The sequence below is a fragment of the Neobacillus sp. 114 genome (assembly GCF_030127045.1).
Classification (GTDB): domain Bacteria; phylum Bacillota; class Bacilli; order Bacillales; family Cytobacillaceae; genus Neobacillus; species Neobacillus rhizophilus.
In genome coordinates this window covers 1,211,370-1,234,159 of sequence record NZ_CP126144.1, presented here as the reverse complement: position 1 = coordinate 1,234,159, position 22,790 = coordinate 1,211,370, and the positions used below count along the sequence as shown (strand labels likewise).

The 22,790-nt window shown below is 40.8% G+C and carries 37 protein-coding genes and 1 pseudogene; 14 read left to right on the top strand and 24 right to left on the bottom strand.

Annotated features, from left to right (window positions below; genetic code table 11):
* Window positions 1-111: 111 nt before the first annotated feature.
* Both QNN06_RS06115 and QNN06_RS06110 read left to right on the top strand, forming a co-directional pair.
* The gene (locus QNN06_RS06115) at window positions 112-843 is read left to right on the top strand and encodes an alpha/beta hydrolase-fold protein (protein WP_254124662.1); all 732 of its coding nucleotides are present in this window, start codon (window positions 112-114) and stop codon (window positions 841-843) included.
* 17 nt (window positions 844-860) lie between these two features.
* Window positions 861-1,262 (top strand): YbaN family protein, encoded by a 402-nt coding sequence (locus QNN06_RS06110; protein WP_284037249.1) that lies wholly within the window; start codon window positions 861-863, stop codon window positions 1,260-1,262.
* Window positions 1,263-1,301: 39 nt separating this feature from the next.
* Here the strand turns inward: QNN06_RS06110 and QNN06_RS06105 are convergent, their stop codons facing one another.
* From QNN06_RS06105 to QNN06_RS06090, 4 genes are all read right to left on the bottom strand, one after another.
* Window positions 1,302-1,685 (bottom strand): MazG nucleotide pyrophosphohydrolase domain-containing protein, encoded by a 384-nt coding sequence (locus tag QNN06_RS06105; protein ID WP_217035202.1) that lies wholly within the window; start codon window positions 1,683-1,685, stop codon window positions 1,302-1,304.
* A 36-nt stretch (window positions 1,686-1,721) separates the two neighbouring features.
* Complete coding sequence (locus QNN06_RS06100) at window positions 1,722-2,162, bottom strand: NUDIX domain-containing protein (RefSeq protein ID WP_284037248.1); 441 nt, start codon at window positions 2,160-2,162, stop codon at window positions 1,722-1,724.
* 247 nt (window positions 2,163-2,409) lie between these two features.
* A complete protein-coding gene (locus QNN06_RS06095) occupies window positions 2,410-3,036 on the bottom strand; it encodes a pyridoxamine 5'-phosphate oxidase family protein (protein ID WP_284037901.1) in 627 nt (208 codons plus the stop codon).
* Between the two features lie 9 nt (window positions 3,037-3,045).
* Window positions 3,046-3,900, bottom strand: a complete 855-nt coding sequence (locus QNN06_RS06090; protein ID WP_284037247.1) for a LysR family transcriptional regulator — start codon at window positions 3,898-3,900, stop codon at window positions 3,046-3,048.
* A gap of 133 nt (window positions 3,901-4,033) precedes the next feature.
* Between QNN06_RS06090 and QNN06_RS06085 the strand changes: the two genes are divergently transcribed.
* Window positions 4,034-4,372: a cupin domain-containing protein gene (locus tag QNN06_RS06085; protein WP_284037246.1), complete on the top strand. Its 339-nt coding sequence runs from the start codon at window positions 4,034-4,036 to the stop codon at window positions 4,370-4,372.
* Between the two features lie 35 nt (window positions 4,373-4,407).
* Here the strand turns inward: QNN06_RS06085 and QNN06_RS06080 are convergent, their stop codons facing one another.
* Both QNN06_RS06080 and QNN06_RS06075 read right to left on the bottom strand, forming a co-directional pair.
* Entirely contained in the window at window positions 4,408-5,160 is a 753-nt protein-coding gene (locus QNN06_RS06080; protein WP_284037245.1) for an MBL fold metallo-hydrolase, read from the bottom strand.
* Window positions 5,161-5,181: 21 nt separating this feature from the next.
* On the bottom strand, window positions 5,182-5,976 hold the full coding sequence (locus QNN06_RS06075) for an MBL fold metallo-hydrolase (RefSeq protein WP_284037244.1): 795 nt from the start codon (window positions 5,974-5,976) through the stop codon (window positions 5,182-5,184).
* Window positions 5,977-6,189: 213 nt separating this feature from the next.
* On the opposite strand from QNN06_RS06075, the gene QNN06_RS06070 reads away from it, so the two are divergent.
* Window positions 6,190-6,435, top strand: coding sequence for a hypothetical protein (locus tag QNN06_RS06070; RefSeq protein ID WP_213118316.1), 246 nt, complete (start codon window positions 6,190-6,192; stop codon window positions 6,433-6,435).
* A gap of 44 nt (window positions 6,436-6,479) precedes the next feature.
* Here QNN06_RS06070 and QNN06_RS06065 read toward each other — a convergent pair whose 3' ends face one another.
* From QNN06_RS06065 to QNN06_RS06055, 3 genes are read right to left on the bottom strand one after another with little or no spacing between them, the layout of a single operon-like run.
* Window positions 6,480-6,845: a VOC family protein gene (locus QNN06_RS06065; protein WP_213118317.1), complete on the bottom strand. Its 366-nt coding sequence runs from the start codon at window positions 6,843-6,845 to the stop codon at window positions 6,480-6,482.
* A gap of 22 nt (window positions 6,846-6,867) precedes the next feature.
* Window positions 6,868-7,575 carry a polysaccharide deacetylase family protein gene (locus QNN06_RS06060; protein ID WP_213118318.1) on the bottom strand — a complete coding sequence of 236 codons (708 nt, stop codon included), beginning with the start codon at window positions 7,573-7,575 and terminating at the stop codon, window positions 6,868-6,870.
* Between the two features lie 56 nt (window positions 7,576-7,631).
* The gene (locus tag QNN06_RS06055) at window positions 7,632-8,084 is read right to left on the bottom strand and encodes a DUF2269 family protein (protein WP_213118319.1); all 453 of its coding nucleotides are present in this window, start codon (window positions 8,082-8,084) and stop codon (window positions 7,632-7,634) included.
* Between the two features lie 183 nt (window positions 8,085-8,267).
* Between QNN06_RS06055 and QNN06_RS06050 the strand changes: the two genes are divergently transcribed.
* Window positions 8,268-8,471: a hypothetical protein gene (locus QNN06_RS06050; RefSeq protein WP_284037243.1), complete on the top strand. Its 204-nt coding sequence runs from the start codon at window positions 8,268-8,270 to the stop codon at window positions 8,469-8,471.
* Window positions 8,472-8,530: 59 nt separating this feature from the next.
* Here the strand turns inward: QNN06_RS06050 and QNN06_RS06045 are convergent, their stop codons facing one another.
* From QNN06_RS06045 to QNN06_RS06030, 4 genes are all read right to left on the bottom strand, one after another.
* Window positions 8,531-9,070, bottom strand: coding sequence for a GNAT family N-acetyltransferase (locus tag QNN06_RS06045; protein ID WP_284037242.1), 540 nt, complete (start codon window positions 9,068-9,070; stop codon window positions 8,531-8,533).
* Between the two features lie 39 nt (window positions 9,071-9,109).
* A complete protein-coding gene (locus tag QNN06_RS06040; RefSeq protein WP_284037241.1) occupies window positions 9,110-9,520 on the bottom strand; it encodes a GNAT family N-acetyltransferase in 411 nt (136 codons plus the stop codon).
* A 34-nt stretch (window positions 9,521-9,554) separates the two neighbouring features.
* Window positions 9,555-10,064: a GNAT family N-acetyltransferase gene (locus QNN06_RS06035; RefSeq protein ID WP_213118323.1), complete on the bottom strand. Its 510-nt coding sequence runs from the start codon at window positions 10,062-10,064 to the stop codon at window positions 9,555-9,557.
* A gap of 502 nt (window positions 10,065-10,566) precedes the next feature.
* The gene (locus QNN06_RS06030; RefSeq protein ID WP_349654933.1) at window positions 10,567-10,992 is read right to left on the bottom strand and encodes an HD domain-containing protein; all 426 of its coding nucleotides are present in this window, start codon (window positions 10,990-10,992) and stop codon (window positions 10,567-10,569) included.
* Between the two features lie 158 nt (window positions 10,993-11,150).
* Here QNN06_RS06030 and QNN06_RS06025 point away from each other — a divergent pair, with 158 nt between their 5' ends.
* Window positions 11,151-11,615, top strand: a complete 465-nt coding sequence (locus QNN06_RS06025) for a cupin domain-containing protein (protein ID WP_217035165.1) — start codon at window positions 11,151-11,153, stop codon at window positions 11,613-11,615.
* 82 nt (window positions 11,616-11,697) lie between these two features.
* On the opposite strand, the gene QNN06_RS06020 is transcribed toward QNN06_RS06025, so the two are convergent.
* Both QNN06_RS06020 and QNN06_RS06015 read right to left on the bottom strand, forming a co-directional pair.
* Complete coding sequence (locus QNN06_RS06020; RefSeq protein ID WP_217035163.1) at window positions 11,698-12,939, bottom strand: MFS transporter; 1,242 nt, start codon at window positions 12,937-12,939, stop codon at window positions 11,698-11,700.
* Window positions 12,940-13,188: 249 nt separating this feature from the next.
* Window positions 13,189-13,653, bottom strand: a complete 465-nt coding sequence (locus QNN06_RS06015; RefSeq protein ID WP_213118327.1) for a GNAT family N-acetyltransferase — start codon at window positions 13,651-13,653, stop codon at window positions 13,189-13,191.
* Between the two features lie 103 nt (window positions 13,654-13,756).
* On the opposite strand from QNN06_RS06015, the gene QNN06_RS06010 reads away from it, so the two are divergent.
* The 3 genes from QNN06_RS06010 to QNN06_RS06000 are packed head-to-tail and all read left to right on the top strand — an operon-like array spanning window position 13,757 to window position 15,031.
* Window positions 13,757-14,116 (top strand): hypothetical protein, encoded by a 360-nt coding sequence (locus QNN06_RS06010; RefSeq protein ID WP_213118328.1) that lies wholly within the window; start codon window positions 13,757-13,759, stop codon window positions 14,114-14,116.
* Complete coding sequence (locus QNN06_RS06005; protein ID WP_213146399.1) at window positions 14,103-14,279, top strand: amino acid transporter; 177 nt, start codon at window positions 14,103-14,105, stop codon at window positions 14,277-14,279. The genes QNN06_RS06010 and QNN06_RS06005 overlap by 14 nt, the downstream gene beginning before the upstream one ends.
* A 53-nt stretch (window positions 14,280-14,332) precedes the next feature.
* Window positions 14,333-15,031, top strand: a complete 699-nt coding sequence (locus tag QNN06_RS06000; protein ID WP_284037240.1) for a Type 1 glutamine amidotransferase-like domain-containing protein — start codon at window positions 14,333-14,335, stop codon at window positions 15,029-15,031.
* Window positions 15,032-15,513: 482 nt separating this feature from the next.
* Here QNN06_RS06000 and QNN06_RS05995 read toward each other — a convergent pair whose 3' ends face one another.
* On the bottom strand, window positions 15,514-15,999 hold the full coding sequence (locus QNN06_RS05995) for a hypothetical protein (RefSeq protein WP_284037239.1): 486 nt from the start codon (window positions 15,997-15,999) through the stop codon (window positions 15,514-15,516).
* 127 nt (window positions 16,000-16,126) lie between these two features.
* Between QNN06_RS05995 and QNN06_RS05990 the strand changes: the two genes are divergently transcribed.
* Together QNN06_RS05990 and QNN06_RS05985 are read left to right on the top strand one after the other, a co-directional pair.
* The gene (locus QNN06_RS05990) at window positions 16,127-16,360 is read left to right on the top strand and encodes a hypothetical protein (RefSeq protein ID WP_213146397.1); all 234 of its coding nucleotides are present in this window, start codon (window positions 16,127-16,129) and stop codon (window positions 16,358-16,360) included.
* Window positions 16,361-16,383: 23 nt separating this feature from the next.
* Window positions 16,384-16,509 (top strand): hypothetical protein, encoded by a 126-nt coding sequence (locus tag QNN06_RS05985; protein ID WP_261363804.1) that lies wholly within the window; start codon window positions 16,384-16,386, stop codon window positions 16,507-16,509.
* Between the two features lie 24 nt (window positions 16,510-16,533).
* Here QNN06_RS05985 and QNN06_RS05980 read toward each other — a convergent pair whose 3' ends face one another.
* The gene (locus tag QNN06_RS05980) at window positions 16,534-17,019 is read right to left on the bottom strand and encodes a GNAT family N-acetyltransferase (RefSeq protein ID WP_284037900.1); all 486 of its coding nucleotides are present in this window, start codon (window positions 17,017-17,019) and stop codon (window positions 16,534-16,536) included.
* Window positions 17,020-17,125: 106 nt separating this feature from the next.
* On the opposite strand from QNN06_RS05980, the gene QNN06_RS05975 reads away from it, so the two are divergent.
* Window positions 17,126-17,467 (top strand): YqzG/YhdC family protein, encoded by a 342-nt coding sequence (locus tag QNN06_RS05975; RefSeq protein ID WP_254124658.1) that lies wholly within the window; start codon window positions 17,126-17,128, stop codon window positions 17,465-17,467.
* Between the two features lie 8 nt (window positions 17,468-17,475).
* Here QNN06_RS05975 and QNN06_RS05970 read toward each other — a convergent pair whose 3' ends face one another.
* The 3 genes from QNN06_RS05970 to QNN06_RS05960 form a co-directional block, all read right to left on the bottom strand.
* Window positions 17,476-17,688, bottom strand: coding sequence for a DNA-directed RNA polymerase subunit alpha C-terminal domain-containing protein (locus QNN06_RS05970; RefSeq protein ID WP_284037238.1), 213 nt, complete (start codon window positions 17,686-17,688; stop codon window positions 17,476-17,478).
* A 19-nt stretch (window positions 17,689-17,707) separates the two neighbouring features.
* Window positions 17,708-18,415 (bottom strand): YjjG family noncanonical pyrimidine nucleotidase, encoded by a 708-nt coding sequence (locus QNN06_RS05965; RefSeq protein WP_284037237.1) that lies wholly within the window; start codon window positions 18,413-18,415, stop codon window positions 17,708-17,710.
* A gap of 79 nt (window positions 18,416-18,494) precedes the next feature.
* Window positions 18,495-18,788, bottom strand: a complete 294-nt coding sequence (locus QNN06_RS05960; protein ID WP_284037236.1) for an antibiotic biosynthesis monooxygenase family protein — start codon at window positions 18,786-18,788, stop codon at window positions 18,495-18,497.
* Between the two features lie 304 nt (window positions 18,789-19,092).
* Between QNN06_RS05960 and QNN06_RS05955 the strand changes: the two are divergent.
* A pseudogene (locus tag QNN06_RS05955) lies at window positions 19,093-19,489 on the top strand (secondary thiamine-phosphate synthase enzyme YjbQ).
* Between the two features lie 7 nt (window positions 19,490-19,496).
* On the opposite strand, the gene QNN06_RS05950 reads toward QNN06_RS05955, so the two are convergent.
* Window positions 19,497-19,679, bottom strand: a complete 183-nt coding sequence (locus tag QNN06_RS05950; protein WP_213118338.1) for a hypothetical protein — start codon at window positions 19,677-19,679, stop codon at window positions 19,497-19,499.
* Between the two features lie 114 nt (window positions 19,680-19,793).
* Between QNN06_RS05950 and QNN06_RS05945 the strand changes: the two genes are divergently transcribed.
* Window positions 19,794-20,426, top strand: a complete 633-nt coding sequence (locus QNN06_RS05945) for a LysE family translocator (RefSeq protein ID WP_213118339.1) — start codon at window positions 19,794-19,796, stop codon at window positions 20,424-20,426.
* A 45-nt stretch (window positions 20,427-20,471) separates the two neighbouring features.
* On the opposite strand, the gene solA is transcribed toward QNN06_RS05945, so the two are convergent.
* The 3 genes from solA to QNN06_RS05930 form a co-directional block, all read right to left on the bottom strand.
* On the bottom strand, window positions 20,472-21,608 hold the full coding sequence (solA, locus tag QNN06_RS05940) for an N-methyl-L-tryptophan oxidase (RefSeq protein WP_284037235.1): 1,137 nt from the start codon (window positions 21,606-21,608) through the stop codon (window positions 20,472-20,474).
* Window positions 21,609-21,626: 18 nt separating this feature from the next.
* Window positions 21,627-22,244, bottom strand: a complete 618-nt coding sequence (locus tag QNN06_RS05935) for a LysE/ArgO family amino acid transporter (RefSeq protein ID WP_213118341.1) — start codon at window positions 22,242-22,244, stop codon at window positions 21,627-21,629.
* Window positions 22,245-22,368: 124 nt separating this feature from the next.
* Window positions 22,369-22,779 carry a VOC family protein gene (locus QNN06_RS05930; RefSeq protein ID WP_213118342.1) on the bottom strand — a complete coding sequence of 137 codons (411 nt, stop codon included), beginning with the start codon at window positions 22,777-22,779 and terminating at the stop codon, window positions 22,369-22,371.
* Window positions 22,780-22,790: the final 11 nt, after the last annotated feature.

Here is a 22,790-nt window from a genome sequence, read left to right as displayed (position 1 = left end):
GCAAAAATTGGTGTTTATGATAAATTTAAGTTTAGGAGATTGCATGATTGGAAGTGGTTCATTGTGTTGGAAAAATTCACCCTTTATATGACATCATTTCAGCAGGATAGAATGATTCGTGTTTTTTTGCCAGAATCCTATCAGAACGGACTGAAACGGTATCCCGTTCTCTATATGCACGACGGGCAGAATGTGTTTGAGGATGAAGGTGCTATTAACGGAACTTCATTAGGTTTGAAAAAGTTTTTAGAGGAATCTGGTCTTGAAATTATCGTGGTTGGGATTGATTTGAATACTGAGGGCGAGGGTCGGATAGACGAATACTGCCCGTGGAAACAAGGAAAGTTAAGTGAGGAAATATTAGGCTATGCCAGTCCTTCAGGCGGGAAGGGCGAGGACTATTTGGATTTTATTGTCCACGAATTGAAGCCTTTCATCGACCGTAAATACCGGACACTTGAGCATGAATCAGCGATGGCTGGGATTTCGTTAGGAGCGATCATTTCCACTTATGCAGCCTGTTGTTATCCGCAGATATTCAGAAAAATCGCCGTACTTTCGCCAGGCTTTTATCGGAACCAAGAAACCTTGGAGGAATTTATTAAACACAGTGATTTATCTGGAATTGAGAAGTTTTACATGGATATTGGTACGAAAGAAGTTACGGATGATCCCCAGGCAAGCAAGATGTTTTTCGGCTTTGCCAGACAGGTCTATGACCTTTTAAGCAGCCAGATTGGCGATACACGCTTTGTAAGTGTGGAAGATGCCGAACACCATTATCGTTTCTTCCGGGAGAGAATGCCGGAGATTCTAGCTTACCTATTTTCTGATAGGGTATAATGAAGGAAAAACTAGATTTGAGTTCGAGGACAATGATTAGTCAAAACCGTATTATTAAGTTTATTTTCATAGTGATTGGCTTTATTTCGCTTGGCTTGGGGATTATAGGGATTGTTTTACCCGTGGTGCCAACAACACCTTTGTTGCTCTTGGCATCCTTTTGCTTCATGAAAGGTTCAGCACGGTTTGAGCGCTGGTTTAAGGGGACACACCTCTATAAACGCCATTTGGAAAGCTTCGTCCGGGAACGGTCGATGACCCTAAAGCAGAAGCTGTCGATTTTGTTGTTTGCGGATGCGATGATTACGATTCCTTTTTTCCTTCATCCTAGCTATATCGTGAAAAGCGTGCTGCTGTTAATTGTCATTTATAAGTATTATTATTTTATTTTTAAAATAAAAACCGTTCGGTCAGATTAAGGCCTAAACGAAGAAAGACAGGAATGCGCTTCCTGTCTTTTATTTTTTTGCTGGCACGACATCCTTGTTACGCCGGTTCTTGACTTCCTCCATTTTTGCGTAAAAGGTTTCCTCAAGGTCGAGGCCGAAATAATTATAAAATTTGAGCATGTAGGCTAGGCAGTCAGCCAATTCTTTGCCGATGTCTTCTTTTATAAAATCCTTAGACATTTCGAAGGCCTTCCCTTCCTCCATGCCTTCATTGACTAGAGTCCTTGTCATGTTAAAGGCTTTTCTCAGTTCCTCCGCGACCTCCGCCACTTCTGTTGTCAGCAGCATGTAGTTATTTAAAAGAGAAGCCCTGGCTTCCTCAAAGCTTTCATTGCTGATTTCCCAGTTCATTTCTTTATGGAATTGTTTGGCGAATTCCTGGATTTCTTTCATGGCTGTCTTCCTCCGATTAGGTTTTTTCTGCTGTCTTTAATAAGAGGCAACTCCTTTATGTAATTTTTGAGCAAATTGAATAAAATAGGCAACATTTCCGTCTCCCGCCATTTTGGGGTTGGAGGCGTCCAGCAAATGGTCATCTTCTATATGCAGCCATTCCAATGTGCCTTCATCCATTGTTTTAACTGTGGGGGAGGGTTCAATGTTCCGGTTCAATTGGAAATAGTAAACGGATAGTTTTACTCCTGCCTTAAATTCCAGCGTGGTTAAATGACTAGATGTTTGAATATCAGACTTTCTTAAACCCGTTTCCTCCTGGAGTTCCCGAAACATGGCATGGTGCGGATCCTCGCCAAGTTCGATTTTTCCACCTACACCATTATAAAGATATTGGTAAGGCGGTTTGTTTCTTTTTAGCATCAGAACATACTCCATTGTGTGGTTAAATGCAAAACCGACTACGTAATGCTTCATTTTTTGATAACTTCCTTTTACATAAATGAATGTATGTTGATTTAAATCTTATCAGTAGCCAGCGGCTCTTCCTTAGGAGCTTCCCTACGGACATTTTTCTTCTTTTTGTTAGCGGTATTGTCCGTAGGACCACTGTCTGCGGACATTATTCTTTTGTCCTAGCTGTTTTGTCCGTAGGACCTCTCTCTTCGGACAGTTCTCCTCTTTTGCACAGCAGTCTTGTCCTCAGGTCGTATCCCTAATTTAATCAATACATCCTCTTAGTATAGCTCTCCTCAAGACTTTTTTGAATGGTATCGACACTGGAATTGGGGAGCTTTGCGTGTGCAAAAAGGATCTTAGCTGCAGATGGCAGCAGTTCTTTTTCAAACCAGGACTCTGTATCCCATAAACCTGAGCGTTTTAAGGCTTTTGCGCAGTGAATAAAACACTCTTCCAAGTCCACTCCAATCCCTAAAAGCGGCTTCCGCCCTCCAACCGCCATCTTCTCAAGCAGCTCCTCATCTCTGACTATACAAGCTTTCCCATTTACCCTTAGTGTCTCTCCCAACCCCGGTATGAAAAACTGCAGTCCAACTCTGGGATTGGATAATATATTTCGCAAAGAATCTACCCTTTTGTTACCTGGCCGCTCCGGTATGACGAACTGTTTTTCATTTAAGACATGGACAAACCCGGGCCGGTCTCCACGTGGGGAAACATCACAAAACCCCTGCCCGTCAGCAGTAGACATCACCAAAAACGGCGTTTTTGAAAGAAATTCCACGCAATGATGATCTAAATGGTGAATGACCTTTTTGGAAGCCAGTTCACTTGGTGAACCCAGTAATTCCCGCAGTTCTGCCTCAGTTTCAATAATATCTTTAAACAAAATCCCATCCCCCTAACGTTTTTTAAAAAATGGATATAATGCTTTTCCAGTTGTATTCGAATTTGCAATCAGCGAAATTGTCCGTTTGGCTGAGGAATGGTTTAAAGGTATGGCTTTTACAAATGAGTTCCCCAGATTCTTGATACTCATTTCTGGTACCACGGTAATCCCAGACCCGGCCGCAACGTATCCGATTAAAAAATCACCAAAATCTATCTCTCTAATAATCTTAAGCTCTTTCTCCTGTTCACGGAACATCCTGCTGACACTTTCCCTAATCGTACAGAACGAAGGATACAATACAAATTCCTCGTCACTAATCTCTTCAATTTGAACAGACTGATTTCCAGAAAGTTTATGAGAAGTGCGGAGGATGGCATATAAAGGCTCTTCAAAAATTTCCTTTTGCCAATAAGTTTTATTGACCGGCATTTCTTCAATGATGGCGGCATCGATTTCCCCATTTTTTAGGAGTTCAAATACTTCTTGAGAGGCGTTCTTTATAACAACCTCCACATGGATCCCTTTCTCCTTCAATTTTAAGATTCGGGACGGGATATAATTGCCTGCTAAACTTGGCAAGGTCCCAACTCTATAACTTCTTATTTCCTTCAAACTGTTAAGATCATTTTGAAGAATTGATAGATCACCAAGAATTTGCGGCAGCCTTTTGTAGACTAACTCCCCTGCCTCGGTAAGAACGACTCCTGATGTGGACCGCACTAATAATGGCGCATCAAAGAAATCTTCTAATTTACGAATTTGCTTGCTTAATGCCGGCTGCGATATATTAAGACGCTCACTTGCCTTGGAAAGACTTTTTTGATTGACCGTTTCTACAAAACTTCGAAAGTAATCAATATTCATATAGCGCTCATCCTTTTTAAAGCCCTTTTGAACATTTTACCATTTTAGATAAACATCGGAAATTAACAAACTATCTGTCTAATGAAAGGTAGTATAATGTATGTACAATTAATGGTGAATGGAGGTAGAAATAATGAAACGAAGCAAATCTAATGCGGAACACTACATTTGGGGACAACAATGCGACGGCTGGCATTTAGTGAAGGATGCAAATTTGAGTATCATCCATGAACGCATGCTTCCCCACACTGCCGAGGAAAGACATTACCATGTTCAGGCTCGGCAATTCTTTTTCATTTTGTCCGGAACCGCCACCCTTGAGGTTGATGGAAAACGAGTGATTCTCGAACAAATGGAAGGGTACGAGGTGCCGCCAATGGTTTCTCATCAAATTTTCAACGAGACAGACAATGACATTGAATTTCTAGTCACTTCCCAGCCCAATAGCCGGGGAGACAGAATTTCATTGTAAAAAAAGTCACGAGTGAGTTACTCGTGACTTTACCTTTAAAACTCAAAAATCTCTCCGTTAGACGGGACCGTTACATTAGTTAAGCCATTTTTTGCAATATATCCCCTCAATTCTTCCCTGCTCAACAGGCAATGGTTCCACGACTCCATGTGAACCACAATAATTTTGGAGGAAGGGGCCTCTTCACTTACTCTTTCAATATCCTTGATTCCCATAGTAATCGGATCACCTGTTAAAAACTGCGCCTCCCCGCCATTTAAAATGATGATTTCAGGCGAGTGTTCCTTCAAGGCCTCCTGAACTTCATCGCACCAAATGGTGTCTCCGGCAATATACAGGGAAGGCTCTCCCGCAGACTCCATAATAAACCCGGACACAGTTCCCATCTGATTGCCTAATTCACCAGTTCCGTGCTTCCCTCCCGTTCTAGTAAAACGGATCCCATTCCCGTTCTCTTCTTCCTTAATTTTTGTAACGTTGGAAAAACCAATCCCACGCAGCTTTTCTTCATCTTCGGGCTGGCAAAAAATCTTTAAATCCTTCGGAATGGTTTTGATTGCGGCATCATCAAAGTGGTCGCGATGGGAATGAGTCAGTATGACAGCATCAATGCCTTCAAGGATGTTTTCGATAGGAAACGGTAATTCTACTAAGGGATTTTTGCAAGTATTGGCGGCATTCGCTACCGGGTCCATTTCTCCTTTAGAACTGAACATCGGGTCCACTAAGAAATGATATTCATTCATGTTGATTTTAACCGTCGCATGTCTGATTAATTGAATTTTCAAAGGTATCACTCCTGTTTGTTTTTATTTGGCAGATTGTTTTATCGTGTCTCCAAGAAAAAGGAGTTCATTTGGACGTAAAATTTTTATATTAACACCTAGTTCATTGCCTCGTTGTATTAACCTTTCCACCACATTTTCTGCTTCGATATAAAATGGAGGATTATTAAACGTTCCATAATGAATCGGAACCAGATATTCAACACTTAATATTTTCGCAGCTTCAACTGCCTCCTCAGGCGTCAAACAGGCTGGCAAACTGCTTTGTGCTTTCAAACCGGCAACATGGAGGATGGGGCTGTTTACCGGAAGGCAGGCAGCCTGGATTGGCCCATATTGCTGCTCCATCCGCCACCAAAACCCATGCCACAGTGTATCCCCGCAGTGGACAATCGTATGGGCGCCATCATTAACAATCCATGAAACCTGTGGAGAGCCAAAGCCATCGACTGAATAAAAGGCCGAAACCTTTACATGATTTACGATAAAATCCTCATTTGGACTGACTCCGATTACGTTTTTAAATCCACATTTAGCAGCATAACTCTCAGATTCCTTTGGAAGATAAAGTTGAACATCATCACCAAAGCTATCCAAGACCGATTGATAATCAAAATGATCCGGATGGAAATGGGTAACCAAAATAGCATCGGGCCTTTTGATGGTCCATAGTGAAACTAAAGGCTCTAATGGTTCGCCTAATTTAGCAGCGAGCGGCCGGTCCTGTCCCTTAATTGGCGCCCCTAGCGGATCAAAAAGGATTGAAGTTCCATTTGATTCCATTACCACCGTTGCCCATGACAGTTTTTTTAACTCCATAAAAGTAACCCCCTAAATCTATATTATCTTTATGTTACACCGTTGCATTATCTGGAAGAAAATACAAATCTGTTATAGGGTTATAACTTTTCATTATTGGGTTTAATTGTATAGAACGGACTAAATAGGGCTTTTTCTTTAGATGGCACGGTGAATCTTTCTTTTATCTTTAGAACAGAATGATACGAGAGGCATTCCAAGGGAGGTGGTCATTTGAACAAGATTATCTTACCATTAATAACCATTATCATCTTTTGGTTTTTCCTGTTCGGAATACGGCTGCTTGGTTATTTTGCGTCCATCTCTGAAAAAGGATTTCGCGCTACGGAATGCGGATCCGACGGCTGTAGTGATGCGGTTTTCTTACTTGGTACCATTTGGACCTTTTCATTTTTTATTGTCATTCCTCTTATCCTTCCAGTTGCTCTTGTTATTTATTGGGGTTATAAAAAGCATTAAAAAATGCTTTACCTCATTTAGAAGTAAAGCATTTTCACGCGTCCTTATTTCTGATAGTTCAGCAGCCAGCCAATTCCAAATCGGTCAACCAGATTGGCATGCAACGCACCCCAGAACGTTTCTTGTAAAGCAAAGGTAACTCTTCCTTCGTTGCTAAGGGAGTCATATACTCTTCTAATTTCCTCTTCACTCTCACACTCCAACGTAATTCTCACGTTATCTCCTACATGTACTTTACTAAAGGTATCAGAGAAGTGGATGATGCTATCACCTAAATGAAGCTCAGCATGCAGACACTTGCCATCTTCCGTTTGTTGGATGTTTTTAATGTCTCCACCAAACAAACCTTGATAATACTCCATTACGTTCAGGCAATTATCAACAAAAACATATGGATTTGCACTTTTCAAAACGAATTCCTCCCTAAATAGATTACTTACCTGCTGATTCTTGCAGCTCATTAACGGTTACAAATTTATAGCCTTTGTCAGTTAAGGATTGTAAGATTCCCTCCACCGCCTTTAGCTCTTCAGCGGATCCGCTGTACCAAGGGTGCAGCAATATGATGGACCCAGGCTCTATGTTTTTCCTGACATACTCCACTTTGTCTGAAGCGGTGGTGTAATAACTGTCCGGCTCTAGGTTCCAGGTAATCGTGTCTCTATCATGTTTGCTCAGGTAATAGGGCAGACCGACCAGCTTTTTTCCATTTGGCGGGCGGACATCGATTTCACCTTGGTAGCCCGCTTCATGTATTAACTGATCGGTGGATTCAATTTCCTTTTTAATATAAGACGGTGATTTAAAAATCATTCGCTCATGGGAATATGTATGGTTGCCAAGCTGGTGGCCGGCCTCCGCCAGCTCCTTCGCTACCTCCGGATTTTTCTTAATTTCATTGCCGATAAGAAAAAAGGTTGCCTTTGCATTGTATTTATCCAATAACGGCAAAAGCTCCGGAATATTTTCCGAAGGGCCATCGTCAAACGTCAACGCCACGAGCTTCTGATTTGTATCTACCTTATACGTTAGGTCCCCAAATAACTGGTACGTTCGTGAATTCATTAATTTGTAGGTGCCAAATAGCAGTAGAAAAACAAGCAGAACTCCAGTGCCTGTATAGGCTAATTTCTTTTTCATAAAACACTCCTACATAACAAAGCGCAAAACCGCAGGGCTTTGCACTTTTATTTTTCCTAAAAAGGTTTAAGTATCATAAGAGTAATGATAATGATAAAAATAAAGTTTTCCAAGTTTTCACAGAAGAAGAGTTCTTTAGATAACTTCCAGTACTCCTCCGGTATATCGTCGCCTTTATGAGACTTCAACATCTCTTTAATCGGTCTTGACCTTGGCGACAAGACAAGCGGGCCGATTGCCAGGGCAGCCAAAAAGAGAATGAGACTTATGAGATACCATCCTTGACGGAACAGTGCAGTATTAAACAAACCAAGTCCCAATCCTGTCACGAGTAGTAACACACCGCCAATCATGACATAGATATGCAGCTTGTTTCGAATGGCATAGGAATGGCGCAATTCGGTCATTGTTTTCCCTGATTTAACTACCGTTGTTAAAATAAACCCCGGTCCCATTCCGATTATGGCAGAAAAAATGTGTATGAAAACTAGAGCTTTGTAGAAAGTCAACGTCAGCTACCTCCATTCTCTACAGGACAATTTTATCATAAACAAGATTATTAATATAAGGAGGTTTGTTACATATTTTTGTAGATTTGAACTGATACAGTTTTAAAAATAAGAATGTTTGTCCAAGCCTTTTTTTGATAATAGCATATTTTAATAAATCAAGGTGGAAAGGGGGAGTTCTGCTTGTATAGTGGATCGAGAGATGATGAAAAAGTAGAAATTGAAATAGAAGGCTTAACGAGCCGACATCGTCATAACAGGAGAAAGTTTGTGATTGATGCCGACCAAGTCATTATCCGTGCTAATAAGGTGACTATCATCAAGGAAGAAGAAAAAGAGAAACATCATGATCTTTTCGATGATTTTAGGAAGTTTTTTTGGATTTAGTGACAGCGGGAGCTGCTAAAACCGGCATAGCCAATTATCGAGGCTAGCCGGTTTTTCATCTATTCATCTTTGGGATTTATGATCGCCAGCACCTGATGCTCTTCCCATTTTCCGTTGATTTTGACATTTTTAATAGCGATTCCTTCCTTATGGAAGCCCGCTTTTTCTAACACACGGATAGAGCCAATATTATGCGGCATCACGCCGGCTTCGATGCGGTGCAGGTTTAACTCGTTAAACGCATAATCAACGATGATCTTTGCAGCCTCAGTAGTATAGCCTTTCCCGTTGTGCTTTTGATCCAAAAAGTAACCAATGAAGGCGCTTTGGAGAGAACCGCGGAGAACTTGGAAGAGATTGATTGTGCCGATTAAAGCGTCATCATTTGTAAAAATTCCGAAGGTATACGCCTGATCAGCTTGCCAATCCTTTGCATACTTTTTGATTCTGTTTTGCTGGGCCTCTAATGTGTAAAAATTATCGGTGCGCTCATAGGAGAACTTTTCGAAAAAATGTCGGTTTTCTTTTTGCAATTTTAGAAGGGATGCTGCATCGTCTTCAGTAAAGGGTCTTATGTAGATGTTTTTGCTTTTGAGCATTCGGGCCTCCCCCTTTTAATATGACTCGATAAACTATATCTAGTACATCTTATACATTCCATGAGATTTTGGATAGGTATATTGAAATCCAAACTTTTCATAGAGTCTATTAGCCGGATCATCCGCAATTAGACTTACATACGAGCCCGGATAAGTGTTCTTTTCTAGATAATTCATTATTTCCTTCATGATTACTTTTCCGAGTCCTTGACCTTGGTAGCTAGGTTTGACAACAATGTCCACGATATGAAAAACAGTACCTCCGTCGCCGACTACCCTGCCTAATCCTATTAAGGTGCTTTGATCATAAATACAAACAGAAAACAAAGTGTTGTTTAGGCCGATTGTTGCAGCCTCAAGCGACTTCCTGCTAAGGCCTCCCTCCACTCTCAACTCAATGTATTCTATTGGGGAAGGCGAGGCATGGTTTATTTTAAAACTAGTATTCATTTTTCAATAACCTACTTTTTTCTAATTTTCTTATTTACGGTTTTAGGTGTAAAACCATATACTCCTCATCGAAATATTCACCATTCACTATTAATGCCTTTTCTTCATAACCAAATGATTTAAAACCTAGTTTGGTATAAAGCTTCTTGGCTTTTTCATTGCTTGCTGTGACGGTTAGATTGATTTTCTCAATAGTTTGGATTGTTTTTGCTTTTTCAATGGCGGCTGTAAGTAAGGCAGTCCCGACTCCGGAAACACGTTTATTAGACGTCACGAACATTGCAAAAATGTTGGCTCTGTGGCGGATTTTGCTTGGTTTCTCGTGCATTAAGGTGACGACACCAATGAGGTCTTGATTATGGAAGGCCCCGAATGTATAGGTTCCTTCTGCTGATAGATTTTGCGCGGTCTGTTCCACTGGGTTTTCTCGTTTGATGGAATCTTCGTAGCTTGTTAAAAATGCCTCCGGATTTTGCTGCAAGGCTTCTAGCCTTAGCTGCCAATAGCTGGCGGCATCATTTGAGTTTAATAGTCTTATTTCCATACTTATCTCCCTTGTTAAAATTTTTGGGTTATACTGGGGTGGTTTGTCTATTGGACGGATTATATGTGCCCCCCGTTTTTTGATGAAGGACATAATCGGGTGGGTATCGGTTCAAAATGTCCTTCATAAGCTTGATGAAGACCAAATCCATGGGGTCCTTGGTTCAAAATGTCCTTCATTGGCTTGATGAAGACCAAATTCATGCTGTCCTCGGTTCAAAATGTCCTTCATAGACTCGATGAAGACCAAATCCATGCGGCTCATCGTTTAAAATGTCCTTCATTGGCTTGATGAAGACCAAATTCATGCTGTCCTCATTTCAAAATGTCCTTCATTCTCTATTAAAGTAATGCCCGAAGACTAAAAATTTGGAGCGTCAAAAATTCTAACGCTTAAACAACCTGATTACCTCTTTCTCAAGTTCCTCTACCAAACTAAACGACCCCTGGTGTCTGAGGCTCTCGACCAAATTGGTATAATACCACTCCTGCTGCTCCTTGCCTCATTTAAACCTTTGCCAGACCTCATCGCCATCCCGCTCATAATCTTTAATAATCGACCGGATATTGTGAAGTTTATCGGCACAGGCAACTGCACGGATATCGCTGGAGGCGTTTTTCAAAAATTCGATTGTGTGCTCCTTCCGATCCTCCCAAGAAAGCGACTTATCTGGTTCGGAACATCCCGCCACGATTTCAGCTATCTCTTCACCAAAGTCATGTTTGATGTCTTTTAGTTTGTAATCGGTATCTTCATCAGTATCATGTAGAATTCCCGCTGCTACGACTTCATCGCGATAACCGGCCTTCATCAATAGCATTCCTACAGCAACCGGATGTGCGATATACGGGATGTCCGTTCCTTTCCGATACTGGCGTTGATGCGCTTTACTGGCAATTTGAAGTGCTTTTTCAATTACATCCATCATTGAATTCCTCCAAAATCTTAGTATGATTATTTTACCATTTTTATCCTCGAGCATAAAAAATATATTTTTAACCAGTCATAATAACAAGAATGTACAACAGACATAATTCGTGGGTCGAATTGCATATTATTATGTGGTAAAAGATTGGGGGCGAGATTTTGGATAAGCCATTTATTCGTCAATCTTCTAAGGATAACACTTTCATGTTTTTGGGAAATATAGTTTCTTTTTTAGTAAATGGGGATGATACAAAAGGTCGATACGCTACTATTTTGACAGAGGAACGAAGAGGTTTTGAACCTCCTCCACATATTCATACGAGAGAAGACGAAACTTTTTTCATTCTTGAAGGGGAAATTACCTACTACGTAGGCGATACAATGATCAAAGCCACGCCTGGAACGTATGTTTATGCTCCAAGAGGAGTTTCACATACCTTCAAAGTGAACACGGAAACGGCTAGAGTATTATTATCTGTATATCCCTCTGGATTTGAGCAATTCATGAAGGAACTAAGTGTACCTGTTCCCAATCAATTGCCGCCACCACCAGATGGTCCTCCCAGCCCGCAAGATGTTCAAAAGCTGGTTTCTACTGCTTTGAAATATGGAATAAAGATATAGGTTGATTAACATTTGTTATAGAGTTTTTGTTAAAGATTGATAATAATAGGCCCAGTTCAACATGAACTGAGCCTTATTTTAATTAAACCTCTTCACTTTTTTTCAATACAGCCGCCCCTTTGAAAAGCGGAACTAGGAATAACACCCCGATGATAAATAACAGCGCAGTCGTTTCATACATCGCCACAAGCGAAAACTTTTCCTTGAGCCAGCCGCTTGCCGTCATGGTAATGACCATCGTTCCCATAAACATCGGATTCAAAATCCCGTTTACCCTGCCGATAAAGTCTGCCTCTGTATTTTTCAAAATCATCGTATTGATTCCAATATGGATACATGGCATAAATAAACCAGCGATAAATTGAACCGTTAAAGTCAGCCAGAACACCTCGGATAATCCCAGCATCATAAAAACAATTGCATTTATGGCCATTCCTAGTGCTAGCAGAATTTGCGGCGGGGTCTTTTTGGCCAATCCTACAGTAAGGCCGCCACCTAAAATCATCCCTGCTCCAAATGCTGCCATCAGCCACTGCAGCTGCTCTTTTGGCAGGCCGAGCTTTTCTGTAACAAGAAATACTGCCAGCGGTTGCGTCAGTCCCAGCGCCAACCCGGCCGCCGCGAAACATCCGCCAAGCATCGTCAATGGACGACTGTTCAAAACGTAACTGAATCCTGCTTTCATTTCCTGCGTGATGGTTGTTTTTTCAGCCTTCTCCTCCACCTCATAATCGGCTGGAAGTAAAAATAGAATTCCCGCCGACAGTAAAAAGGCAACACCCATGATAGCAATCGCGGCATCAATTCCGTAGCGTTGATACACAAACGTCCCAATAACAGGACCGAGAATCATGAACAACGCAAACAAGGTTTGGTAGATAGACATCCCCATTTGGATGAGTTCTTCCCTCACATGCAACTTGAACAACTTCATCCCCGACGGCTGTGAAAACTGGGAAAGAATAGAGGATACGAGAGTCGCAAAGAAAATAGCTTTCCAGCTTCCAAAAACAAGTGCCAACAGCACAACAAAGATCGATATAGCACTAAGGAAATCACACCATATCATCGTCCTTTTTGGCCGCCAGCGGTCGGCAAATGTTCCGCCAATAAAGGAAAATAGAAAGATTGGGGCAAATTCCGCCACCGAAATGAGCGACACGGCTACTGCATTTTCATTTGTTTTTTCTACTACGAATAGTAAAATCGAGTAATTTCGGACCCAAATCCCGATTTGCAGGAAAAAAGTTGAAAGCAGGATTGTTTGAATCACCCGATTTCGAAACAATGCTCCAAGGGTCATGTCTGATTTTGTTGTTTCCATAAAAAAACCTCCTTATCCGATCAATGGATAGGAGGTTTTTCAGGCGCAAAAAGTCATAGTACACCAAGTACCATTTAAACCTTTTTATAAAAAAGCCCATACCAATCCTATCCAGAATTATGTTCGTTATTACGAATTATTTCTAAAAATAGGATTAGTTATTCATTGGCTTAATGTTCACCCTTCCGAATTTGAGTAATTTTCATTTTACTGGATTTGTTTTTAAGTTTCAAGCAAAATTATGTTAGTTTATGGTAAATTTTTCTCGAACAACACCATATCCAAAGCCCTAATGCCATTTTCATATATTGGATCAGGGTATTTTTTGAAAAAATCCTTTTTAATTTCCGACATTCGAAAACCGGCTTTTTGATAAAAGGCGAGGTTGGCAATGCTGGAATTGGCGGTGCCGACAATCATTTTGTTGAATCCTCTAGACCGATAAACTTCAAAGGACTTCTTTATGGCCATTTTGCCAATTCCCATTCCCTGATACTTTTCTGATATAGCCATGTTCTTAATTTCCACAACGTGGTCCGGATGGAAGGTGAATAACATAACGCCAGCAGTGGCCCCTTCATATTTGATGGAGTACATTTCACCTTCAAGTATATATTTGTTAACGATTTCTTCGCTTTCATCTGCTAAAAGAAGCAAATCAAAAAAAGACAATCTTTGATCCCATTCAACGGGCTTTAAAACAACCTTTTTCATAAAAATAACCCCTGCTTATGTTTTCTTTATTTTATCAAAAATTTGGAAAAAGAAGGTTATTTGGGTCTAATATTCGAATATAAAGAAATGAGGGGGGATGGCCTTGAATATAGCAAGACTTTTGGGGGTGCTTGGCTCTTTAGGCGGACTTCTTTTCTGCATATACTTTTTATTTAATAATCCTTACGTTGGAGGTCCTCCGCCTGAAGATGTTCTTGCATCCTTTTCACTTTCGTATTTTCTTCCAATGATTATAGGTCTTTACGCAAGCCGCTCTTTTAAACCTATCTTATTATTGATTTGCGCAATCTGGTCCTTCCCGTTAACTTTATATTTGGCGGCAACACCTGGAGTGTTTAAATGGCTAGTTATATCCCCGGTTTTATTAATGGCAGCTGCTATTATCATGTTTAGAAAAAGAAAACATTCTCATAACGAGGTGAGTCTGAATGACGAAAAATAAACCATTTAATGATGTCATTGATCATTATGATAAAATCGAAGGCAATGCCGCAAACGGAAGTTTAAAGAAACTGCCAAAGCCGTTAAGATATTTCGGATACTTTTTTATTAGTTTTTTTGCTTTAGGGATTATGTTGTTGATTATTTTAAATATATTGCTATAGTTTTTTTAAAAAAAGCAAAAGGATATCAATAATTTTGGAAAGGACTGAATCGAATGAAGCAAATTATCGCGCTGGGCGGCGGCGGTTTTTCGATGGAACCGGAGAACCCACTATTGGATACATATATTCTGCAGCAATCCAAGAATCCTAACCCAAAGATCTGTTTTATCCCAACTGCCAGCGGGGATGCTGATAGTTACGTCAGCAATTTTTATCATTTTTTTGAAAAAATGCCTTGTGAACCTTCGCATCTATCATTGTTCAGACCTCCGACTAGAGATTTGGAAAGCTTTGTTTTAGAAAAAGACATCATTTATGTCGGCGGTGGCAACACCAAAAACTTATTGGTGCTTTGGAAAGAATGGGGCTTGGATAAAATTTTGAAAATGGCTTGGAATCAAAGCATCGTTTTGGCAGGAATCAGTGCTGGTTCGATTTGCTGGTTTGAAGAAGGTGTCACTGATTCCTTTGGCGGCGGCCTTGAACCAATTAAAGCCTTGGGATTTTTGAAAGGCAGCAATTGTCCGCATTATGATGGCGAAGAGGACAGACGACCGGCTTACCATCGGCTTGTTGGTACGGGAGCACTTGGAGGCGGGATTGCCGCAGATGATGGGGTGGCGATTCATTTCATTGATCAGGATGTTCATAAAATTGTTAGTTCCAGGCCGAATGCAAAGGCCTACTCCCTCTCTTTTGATAATAAGGTAATTGAGACGGAGCTTAGGACGGAGTATTTGGGGGATATTTAGCTGTTATTGGTCTGTTATAACGCTAGGGGTGCGGATTTTGGATGTCTTCGGTGTTATAAGCCTTTCATAACTACCCAGGCGCTGTTTCTTTCTTCGGTTTGGGTGTTATAAGCCTTTCATAACTACCCAGGCACCGACTCTTTCTTCGGTTCGGGCGTTATAAGCCTTTCATAACGACCCGGGCACTGTTTTTTTCTATGGGTCGGGTGTTATGAGACCTTTCATAACGACCGGACCACCGACTCTCTCTACAGTTCGGGTGTTATAAGCCCCTTCATAACGACCGGGACACTGACTCTTACTACGGATCGGGCGTTATAAGCCTTTCATAACGACCGGGACACTGGCTCTTACTACGGATCGGGCGTTATAAGCCTTTCATAACGACCGGGACACTGACTCTTACTACGGATCGGGTGTTATAAGCCTTTCATAACGACCCGCCCACTTATATTCCAGACGGTTCGGGCGTTATGACCTCTTCAATTACCAATTTCCCTTTGCCCGCAATTTTTATTAATTTCCCTCAATGTTATGTATCGTCCACGAACTTTACTTTTTTCAACCACTTCCCACTTTTCAGGACCACGCTTTATTTTTATAAGGACATTTAACCCATTAATCTCTTTATAAAAAATGTACCCAGTAAATGAGTTCCCCCATTTTTCACTATATTTTCCGCTTGTTATGATTAACCTTTTTTCACCAATGTTCGTTCCGCTAAATAAGGAAATCAAGGAATCCAAATGGGAGTCTTTTTTGCCAATTGGCAGCCCCATCTTAATTAGGTCTTCATAATCATAATTCCAGGCATTATCCTTTTTCATTAGATTCTTTAAAAATGGATAACTGGTTTGAATGTCCTCCTGCACTTTTTTGTTAAGCAAATCATAACAAGCCGAATTGGCCGTAACAGGAAAACATGTTGCCTGAAATACCAAAAGCAGGACAAAGAATTTTTTAATCATGACTCCCTCCTATTGCTATCTTCCCAATTTATATAGGTATTTACTCCAAAAATTGAAATGAATACAGACAGAGTGCGATTGGAAATCTAAATTTGTAGCCAAGTATGCAAAAAACGGGGTGTTTTTTATGGCAGATAGTTTGGACTCAAAGGATTACGAAACAGGGTCAGCCATTCGGACATTTAATATTATTGAGACGAGTGTTGGGCCCGAAGGATATGAGGTTCTTTTAGAGATGGATTTGGACAGTGGATATGATCTGGAAAGCGTAAGAATGAAAATTTCCCATGAGGATATGGTGGCATACGAAACAAGCGATATTCATGAAGCTGTAAAGTATGCTTTAGGATTCTTTGAATAGACTCTTATCGGGAGGCAATCGATTTGAAAAAACAAAATAAAAAACGCCAGCCTGCACAGGGGAATACTCAAAGCCAGGAAGTTAAAACACTAAAAACAAATGATAATATAAAGGATTACAGCCGTGCATGGGAGGACGACCGCCTATAAACGGCGTCTTCCCCTTTCTTCCGTTCACTGCAGCAGTTTGGCCATGTAGTATTCATCAACGTATTCACCTGCAATTAGCAGGGAACGTTTCTTTGTTCCTTCAATCTCGAAGCCCATTTTTTTATATAGGGCTATTCCGACTTCGTTACGGGTGACAACCGTTAATTCCAAACGGTGAATCTTATGTCTAACCGCCCACTGATTAAGTCTTTCAAACAGTTTAGTCCCGATACCTTGCCCACGATAATCCTTTAAAATACCGACAACAAGATAGACAGAGTGTTTGGTTCTTCTTGCTGTCCCGCCGATTACAAACATATAACCGACCAATGTCCCGCTATTCTCTGCAACTAATATTGTTGAGTTTTCGCTCGTCTTCATCGATTCAATTCTTTTGCGATGCTGTTCGGCCGTCGTTCTTCTTTCGCCCGCTTCCATCAGCATAAACGCAGATTCAGCTTCGACCTGTTGGATAAGACTCGCAAGGTTTTCCGCTTCGTTAACTTCTATCTATCTTATAACCATTCAATAACATCCTTTTACTTCCACAGATTTGTTAACATAATTCCGTTTCAAAATCGCCATCCTAATAATCGTAAACAAAGGGGGAATTAAGTTGAGAAAGATACTAGTCAGCTTCCTAACCGCAACAGCTCTTGTGTCTGTCAGCAGCCTTCCAACGGTTTTAACACATTATACGAATGCGCAGCAGAAACCCATTCCACCCTATGCTAAATGGGGAAGGGTTGCAATGGAAAGAACACATAAAAAGTATCCGAATGCCCAAATTGTCGATTATCTCCACATTGGAAGAACGACTGGCGCCAATTCCTCAGTAGAAAAATTCAAGCTGTGGTTAAAAGAAGGACAAAGAGAATTTGGTGTATTTATCGATATTCAATTTGAAAACAAAACGGAAAAGATTCAAAAAGTGACGTTCAAAGAATCCACAAGATAATCGCAAAATCAGCTGCGGAATGAAATTCCCTTCACAGCTAACGCTTCTCGTATCTGGCCTAATGCTTTGGGACCCATGCCATGCAATTTCAGAAGCTCTTCCTCGCTTAACTTTGATAATTGGTCCAGCCGGAAAATACCCGCTCCTGTTAGCGCCCTAAGTGCAGGCTTGGCCAATTTCTCCGGCAGGTCACTTTTTTCAATGTCCAAATTCTTTCCCATTTCCTCTCACCCCGATGGCTTATTTAATCAGCATTGCTTGTTTGTGCTCAACAATTTTAAAAAGGTCCGTCAGTTCACAAATTTCATAAGTCGGCTTGATACCAATATTGTTATCTTTAAAATTGGGATTAAACCAGCAAGTATGAATCCCGTAATTAATTCCGCCCTGGATATCTGAAGTCAGGGAATCGCCCACCATTAAAACCCGCTCTTTGTCTGTTATTTGAAGTTTGGAAAAAGCATAATCAAAGATTCCTTTGTGAGGCTTTTGGTATCCTGCTTCTTCAGAAATTATGATCTCCTCAAATGCATGAGAGAGTGGCGAGCCTGCAATTCTGGATTTCTGAACCTGGCCAAATCCGTTTGTGATGACAGCAAGCTTACATCCAGTCAAATTGCTGCACACTTCAAATGCACCAGGAACAAGATGACTTCCTTCTCCCAAATACTCTAGATAAATGCGATTAAAGCGCTCTGCATCGATCTCGAGGTTATATTCCACAAACAAGCGTCTAAACCTCTCCACGCCCAATTCGGCTAATGTTGTACGTCCTTGTTCTAAATCTCCCCACAAAACTTTGCTTATCTCTTTATAGCGCGGACGATAATCCTGCACTCCTGACGGCAGACCGAAGTCTGAAAATACCTTATGAAGTGCATTCTGTTCTGTTTTCCCAAAATCAAACAAGGTGTCATCTATATCAAAAAAAATCGTATCGTATCTCATCGCTGCCTCCATTAATCTATTAAGCTAGTTTTCTCTATTTTATCATTTTTCACAATGGACAGTTGATAAAGACGACCGTTTAAAGTTCCACTTTTTTGAAATGCTCCACCGTTGGGAATGGATCATAGAAATGATGCAGCAGCTTTTTCCAATCTTGGTATTCCAGTGACTCTCTAAAGCCAACTGTATGGTCTTCTAATGTTTCCCATTGTACCAGCAGCAAGTATTTCCCCTCCACTTCCAGACAGCGCTGCAGTTCGTGGGAGAGATAGCCTTTCATTGATGAAATAATCGTGGATGCTTTACGGAATGCACCCTCAAATTCCTGTTCCATTCCTGGTTTTACTTGGAGCATAGCGGCTTCTAAAATCATAATATTTTTCTCCTTTTCTTTAACATAAGTTGGTTACTTTAGAGAAAACCTGTTCTCTCCGAATATACTCATATTGTTAGGATTTATCTGCCATTTGACGGAATCACCTTAAATGGAAAAACAGAAATAAAGGCAGTTGATACAATCGTTCTTGCTGTTAATACTGATTTTATTGCTTTTGCAAATAACAACAATCCTCACTTAATTGCAAAATCCGTTAAACTGATTGATTATTATCATAAGGATATGAAAAATTAACAGCTCAATCTTTGTTGGGCTTTTATTTTTTGAAAGGAAGAGGAGCATGCTCAAAAAATTCACTTTGAAAACCGGCAAACGGGATGAAATGATTGAAGTCACCAAACAGGTGCAGGATTTTGTAATTGAACAAGGGCTTGTTGATGGAGCGGTAATTATTTATTGCCCTCATACAACGGCTGGAATCACCATTAATGAAAATGCTGACCCGGACGTAAAACTGGATATGATGCGTCGCTTTGATGAGGTGTATCCTTGGAACCATAAAACTGGATCGCCACATGGAAGGCAATACTGCTGCACATATGAAAGCAAGTACAGTTGGTGCCTCACAGCATGTTATTGTTTCTGATGGCCGGCTGCTTCTTGGCACATGGCAGGGCATCTATTTTTGCGAGTTTGATGGGCCTAGGACGCGGACGTTTTATGTAAAGGCATTATAGATTGTCGCTATTCACAAGATACAGTCCAATTAATACCTAATAATCCTTGTTCGACTTCAGGTGTCTTATTGTTTTCAACACAAGTTCTTTTTGTATTATCAAGAGAGTAATAATTGGAAACAACAGCCACTGCAAAAAACGATAAAACAATTCCTGCGGAAATAATAAATTTATTTCTTTTTATTATCATCTGACAAACTCCTTAAGTTCGAAATGTATAAGCATCATTTATTAAGAATATCCCACTATTCAGAAAATTTATGGTAAATTTATTTTAACAGTTTTTCAGCAAGGGGGATAATACATGGAGAACTTTTATTTGTTCGTGATTATGTGTGTTTTGCTCATTATTTTGCCTGGACCGGATACAGCGATTGCCACTAAAAACACCTTAACAGTTGGCCGGGCAGGTGGTTATAAAACAGTTTTCGGTACTTGCTGTGCTCTTTTCATCCACACAACAGCTGCCGTAGTTGGACTTTCCGCCATTATTGTAAAATCGGCTTTATTGTTCTCTATCTTCAAATACGTCGGTGCAGTGTACCTTGTGTATCTGGGCGCCAAAACATTATGGGCCCTAAAGAACAAGGAAGCAGCTGCCGCTGCCGAAATCCCGGTTGAGAGCAAGTTTGAAAGCAAATCCTGCTTTAAACAAGGCTTCCTTACCAACCTACTCAATCCGAAGGTGGCGGTATTTTTCCTAACGTTCTTGCCTCAATTCGTTCATTCCGGAACCAAGACCTTTATTCCCTTTCTCATCATGGGAATTACGTATACTGTATTAACGGCTATTTGGTTTTTGTTCTACATTTATTTGTTGAATCAGATAAGCGCCTTTATGAAAAAGCCACGGACCCAGAGAGTTTTTGAAGGACTTACAGGTACAGTGCTGATTGGGTTTGGGATAAAGCTCGCTCTTGAAAAAGCGCATCATTAGACTCATGTTTAACCCCTTGGATTAGATTCTAAGGGGCTTTGTCTTCTAGTTAAATCGATTGATGGAAAAGAGAGAAATATCCTGTTCTGTCTTCCCTGATATAATTAATTCGGCTAAATTCTTTCCAACCGCACTGCTAAATTTAAAGCCATGGCCAGAAAAACCTGATGCGATGGCTATATTTGAATATTTTGGGTGCAAATCAATAATAAAGTTTTCATCAGGTGTCAGCGTATAGATACATGTTTTACCGTACTTCAATTGCTGGCTATGCGGCATAAACGCATTCAAAAATTGTATCAAATCAGCTTCATCTTCAGGCAGCTCTCCAAATCCGGGGATTTGATTATCTGGGTTTATTTTTTCCCCGCCATCATGCCGGCCCACTTTCAAACCTGATCCATCGATACTCGGAAATCCGTAATATAGTCCTTGAATTGTCTCAAATGCAAAGGCTGGAAAATCTTTATGGTTAAACAATTTTTCAGCGGCATCAAACCAGGCAAAAGTTTTTCTGACCGGCTCGAGAGGAAGATTCAAATCCAACTGTGAAAGGAGCTCTTTTGACCATGCTCCCGCCGAAACAATTAAGGACTCGGACTGAAACGTCTGATCATCTGTCTTGATTGTTACTCGGTTATCATGAATATTGATTTCTTTAACTCTACTATTTGTTAAAATTTCAGCCCCATGCTTAATGGCGAGTACTCGGTAAGCCTCGATGCACTCCTCACATTTCAGGACACCTGATGTTGGTTCAAAGCAGCCTATGTATTCGTTAGATAATGAGATTCCTGGCCAACGGCTGTTTACCTCTCTTGAATATAAAACATCCAGCGGCAAAGAGTAAGTCTCTGAACTAGAAATGATATTTTGGATAAAGTCCGATTGTTCTGGACCAACATTGAGAACCCCGGTTTGAAGAAACAATTGTTTTCCCGTTGCTTTCTCTAAATCATTCCATAATTCTTGGGCTTTAAGGGCAAACGGAACGTATTCCGCACCTTCCCCATACGCATATCGTATAATTCTCGTATCTCCGTGATGGCTGCCCTTGTTATGCGTCGGGTTGAAGGAATCTAATAACAGCGTACTTTTTCCGCTCTTTGCTAAAAAATAGCCCGCTGCCATTCCCATTGAACCTGCTCCAATGACAATGACATCATAAATTTTCTGTTCCATAATTTTTCCACCGCCAACCTAAAATTTTTGAAAAAGCTGAATGGCTATGTAAATGGCTACTCCCCAGATAATGAGAGCGGATAGTTTATTTATCATTTTTAGGAATTTGCCTTGAGAGTCGACATTCCCTACTATTCTACCGGCTACAGCAAGCCCGGAGAACCAAATCCATGATACGATGATACAGGCAGCCGTGAATGCCGCTTTTTCTGTACCGGAATAGCTTAGTGAACTCGTTCCAATCACGCCAATTGTGTCAAGGATAGCGTGAGGATTCAACAGTGAAACCGACATCGCGAACATGATTTGTTTTTTGGGCGGCATAGAGGCTTCCTTGCGGGATAGGTCTGATGGATCACTTTTCCAAATGGACCAGCCCATATAAATTAAGAATAATATTCCAATAGAAAATAGAACGGTTTGCAATACTGGCACTGTTAATACAATGACTGAAACCCCTAATACGGCTAATAAAATTAGCAGTGTATCACAAAGTGATGCTGTAATAATGACTGGAATAGTCCCTCTAAACTTTGGCTGTGACGCCCCCTGATTAAAGACAAATACGTTTTGGGCACCAAGAGGAAGAATTAACCCAAAGGCTAATACAATTCCATGAAGTAGTGCTGCTAGCATTGATGTTCCCCCTCATTTTGTAAAAATATTAAACTATTAGTATTCTGTATAGGGAGCCCTGTTTCCTTCTCACCTAATGAAAATAGACGTCCCTACCTACTGTAGTGACGCCCTAAAATGGAATTTAAGCTTTCGGCATTTTGCTCATATCCATATACAACGCATTCCAGCGATGACCATCCGGATCCGCGATTCCGCAGCCATACAGCCAGCCCTGGTTCTCCCCAGGCTCAGCAAAGACTGTACCTCCTGACGCAACTGCCTTTTTTGCCATGTCATCGACTTCTTCTCTGCTCTCTGCACCAATGGAAAACAAAACTTCGGCAGACTGCTTTGTATCGGTTATTGTCGACCTGGTGAAATTTTTAAAAATAGAATCTTGAAAGAGCATGACGTTGACCTGATTATCCCCAACGATGACTTTGGCTTGATTGCTATTGGGTTGTGTGTCGACGGGAAATCCAAGACCTTTATAAAACTCAACTGCTCTATTCATGTCTTTTACTGGGAGGTTGACCCACAGGTAATTTGGCATGTGCATTCTCC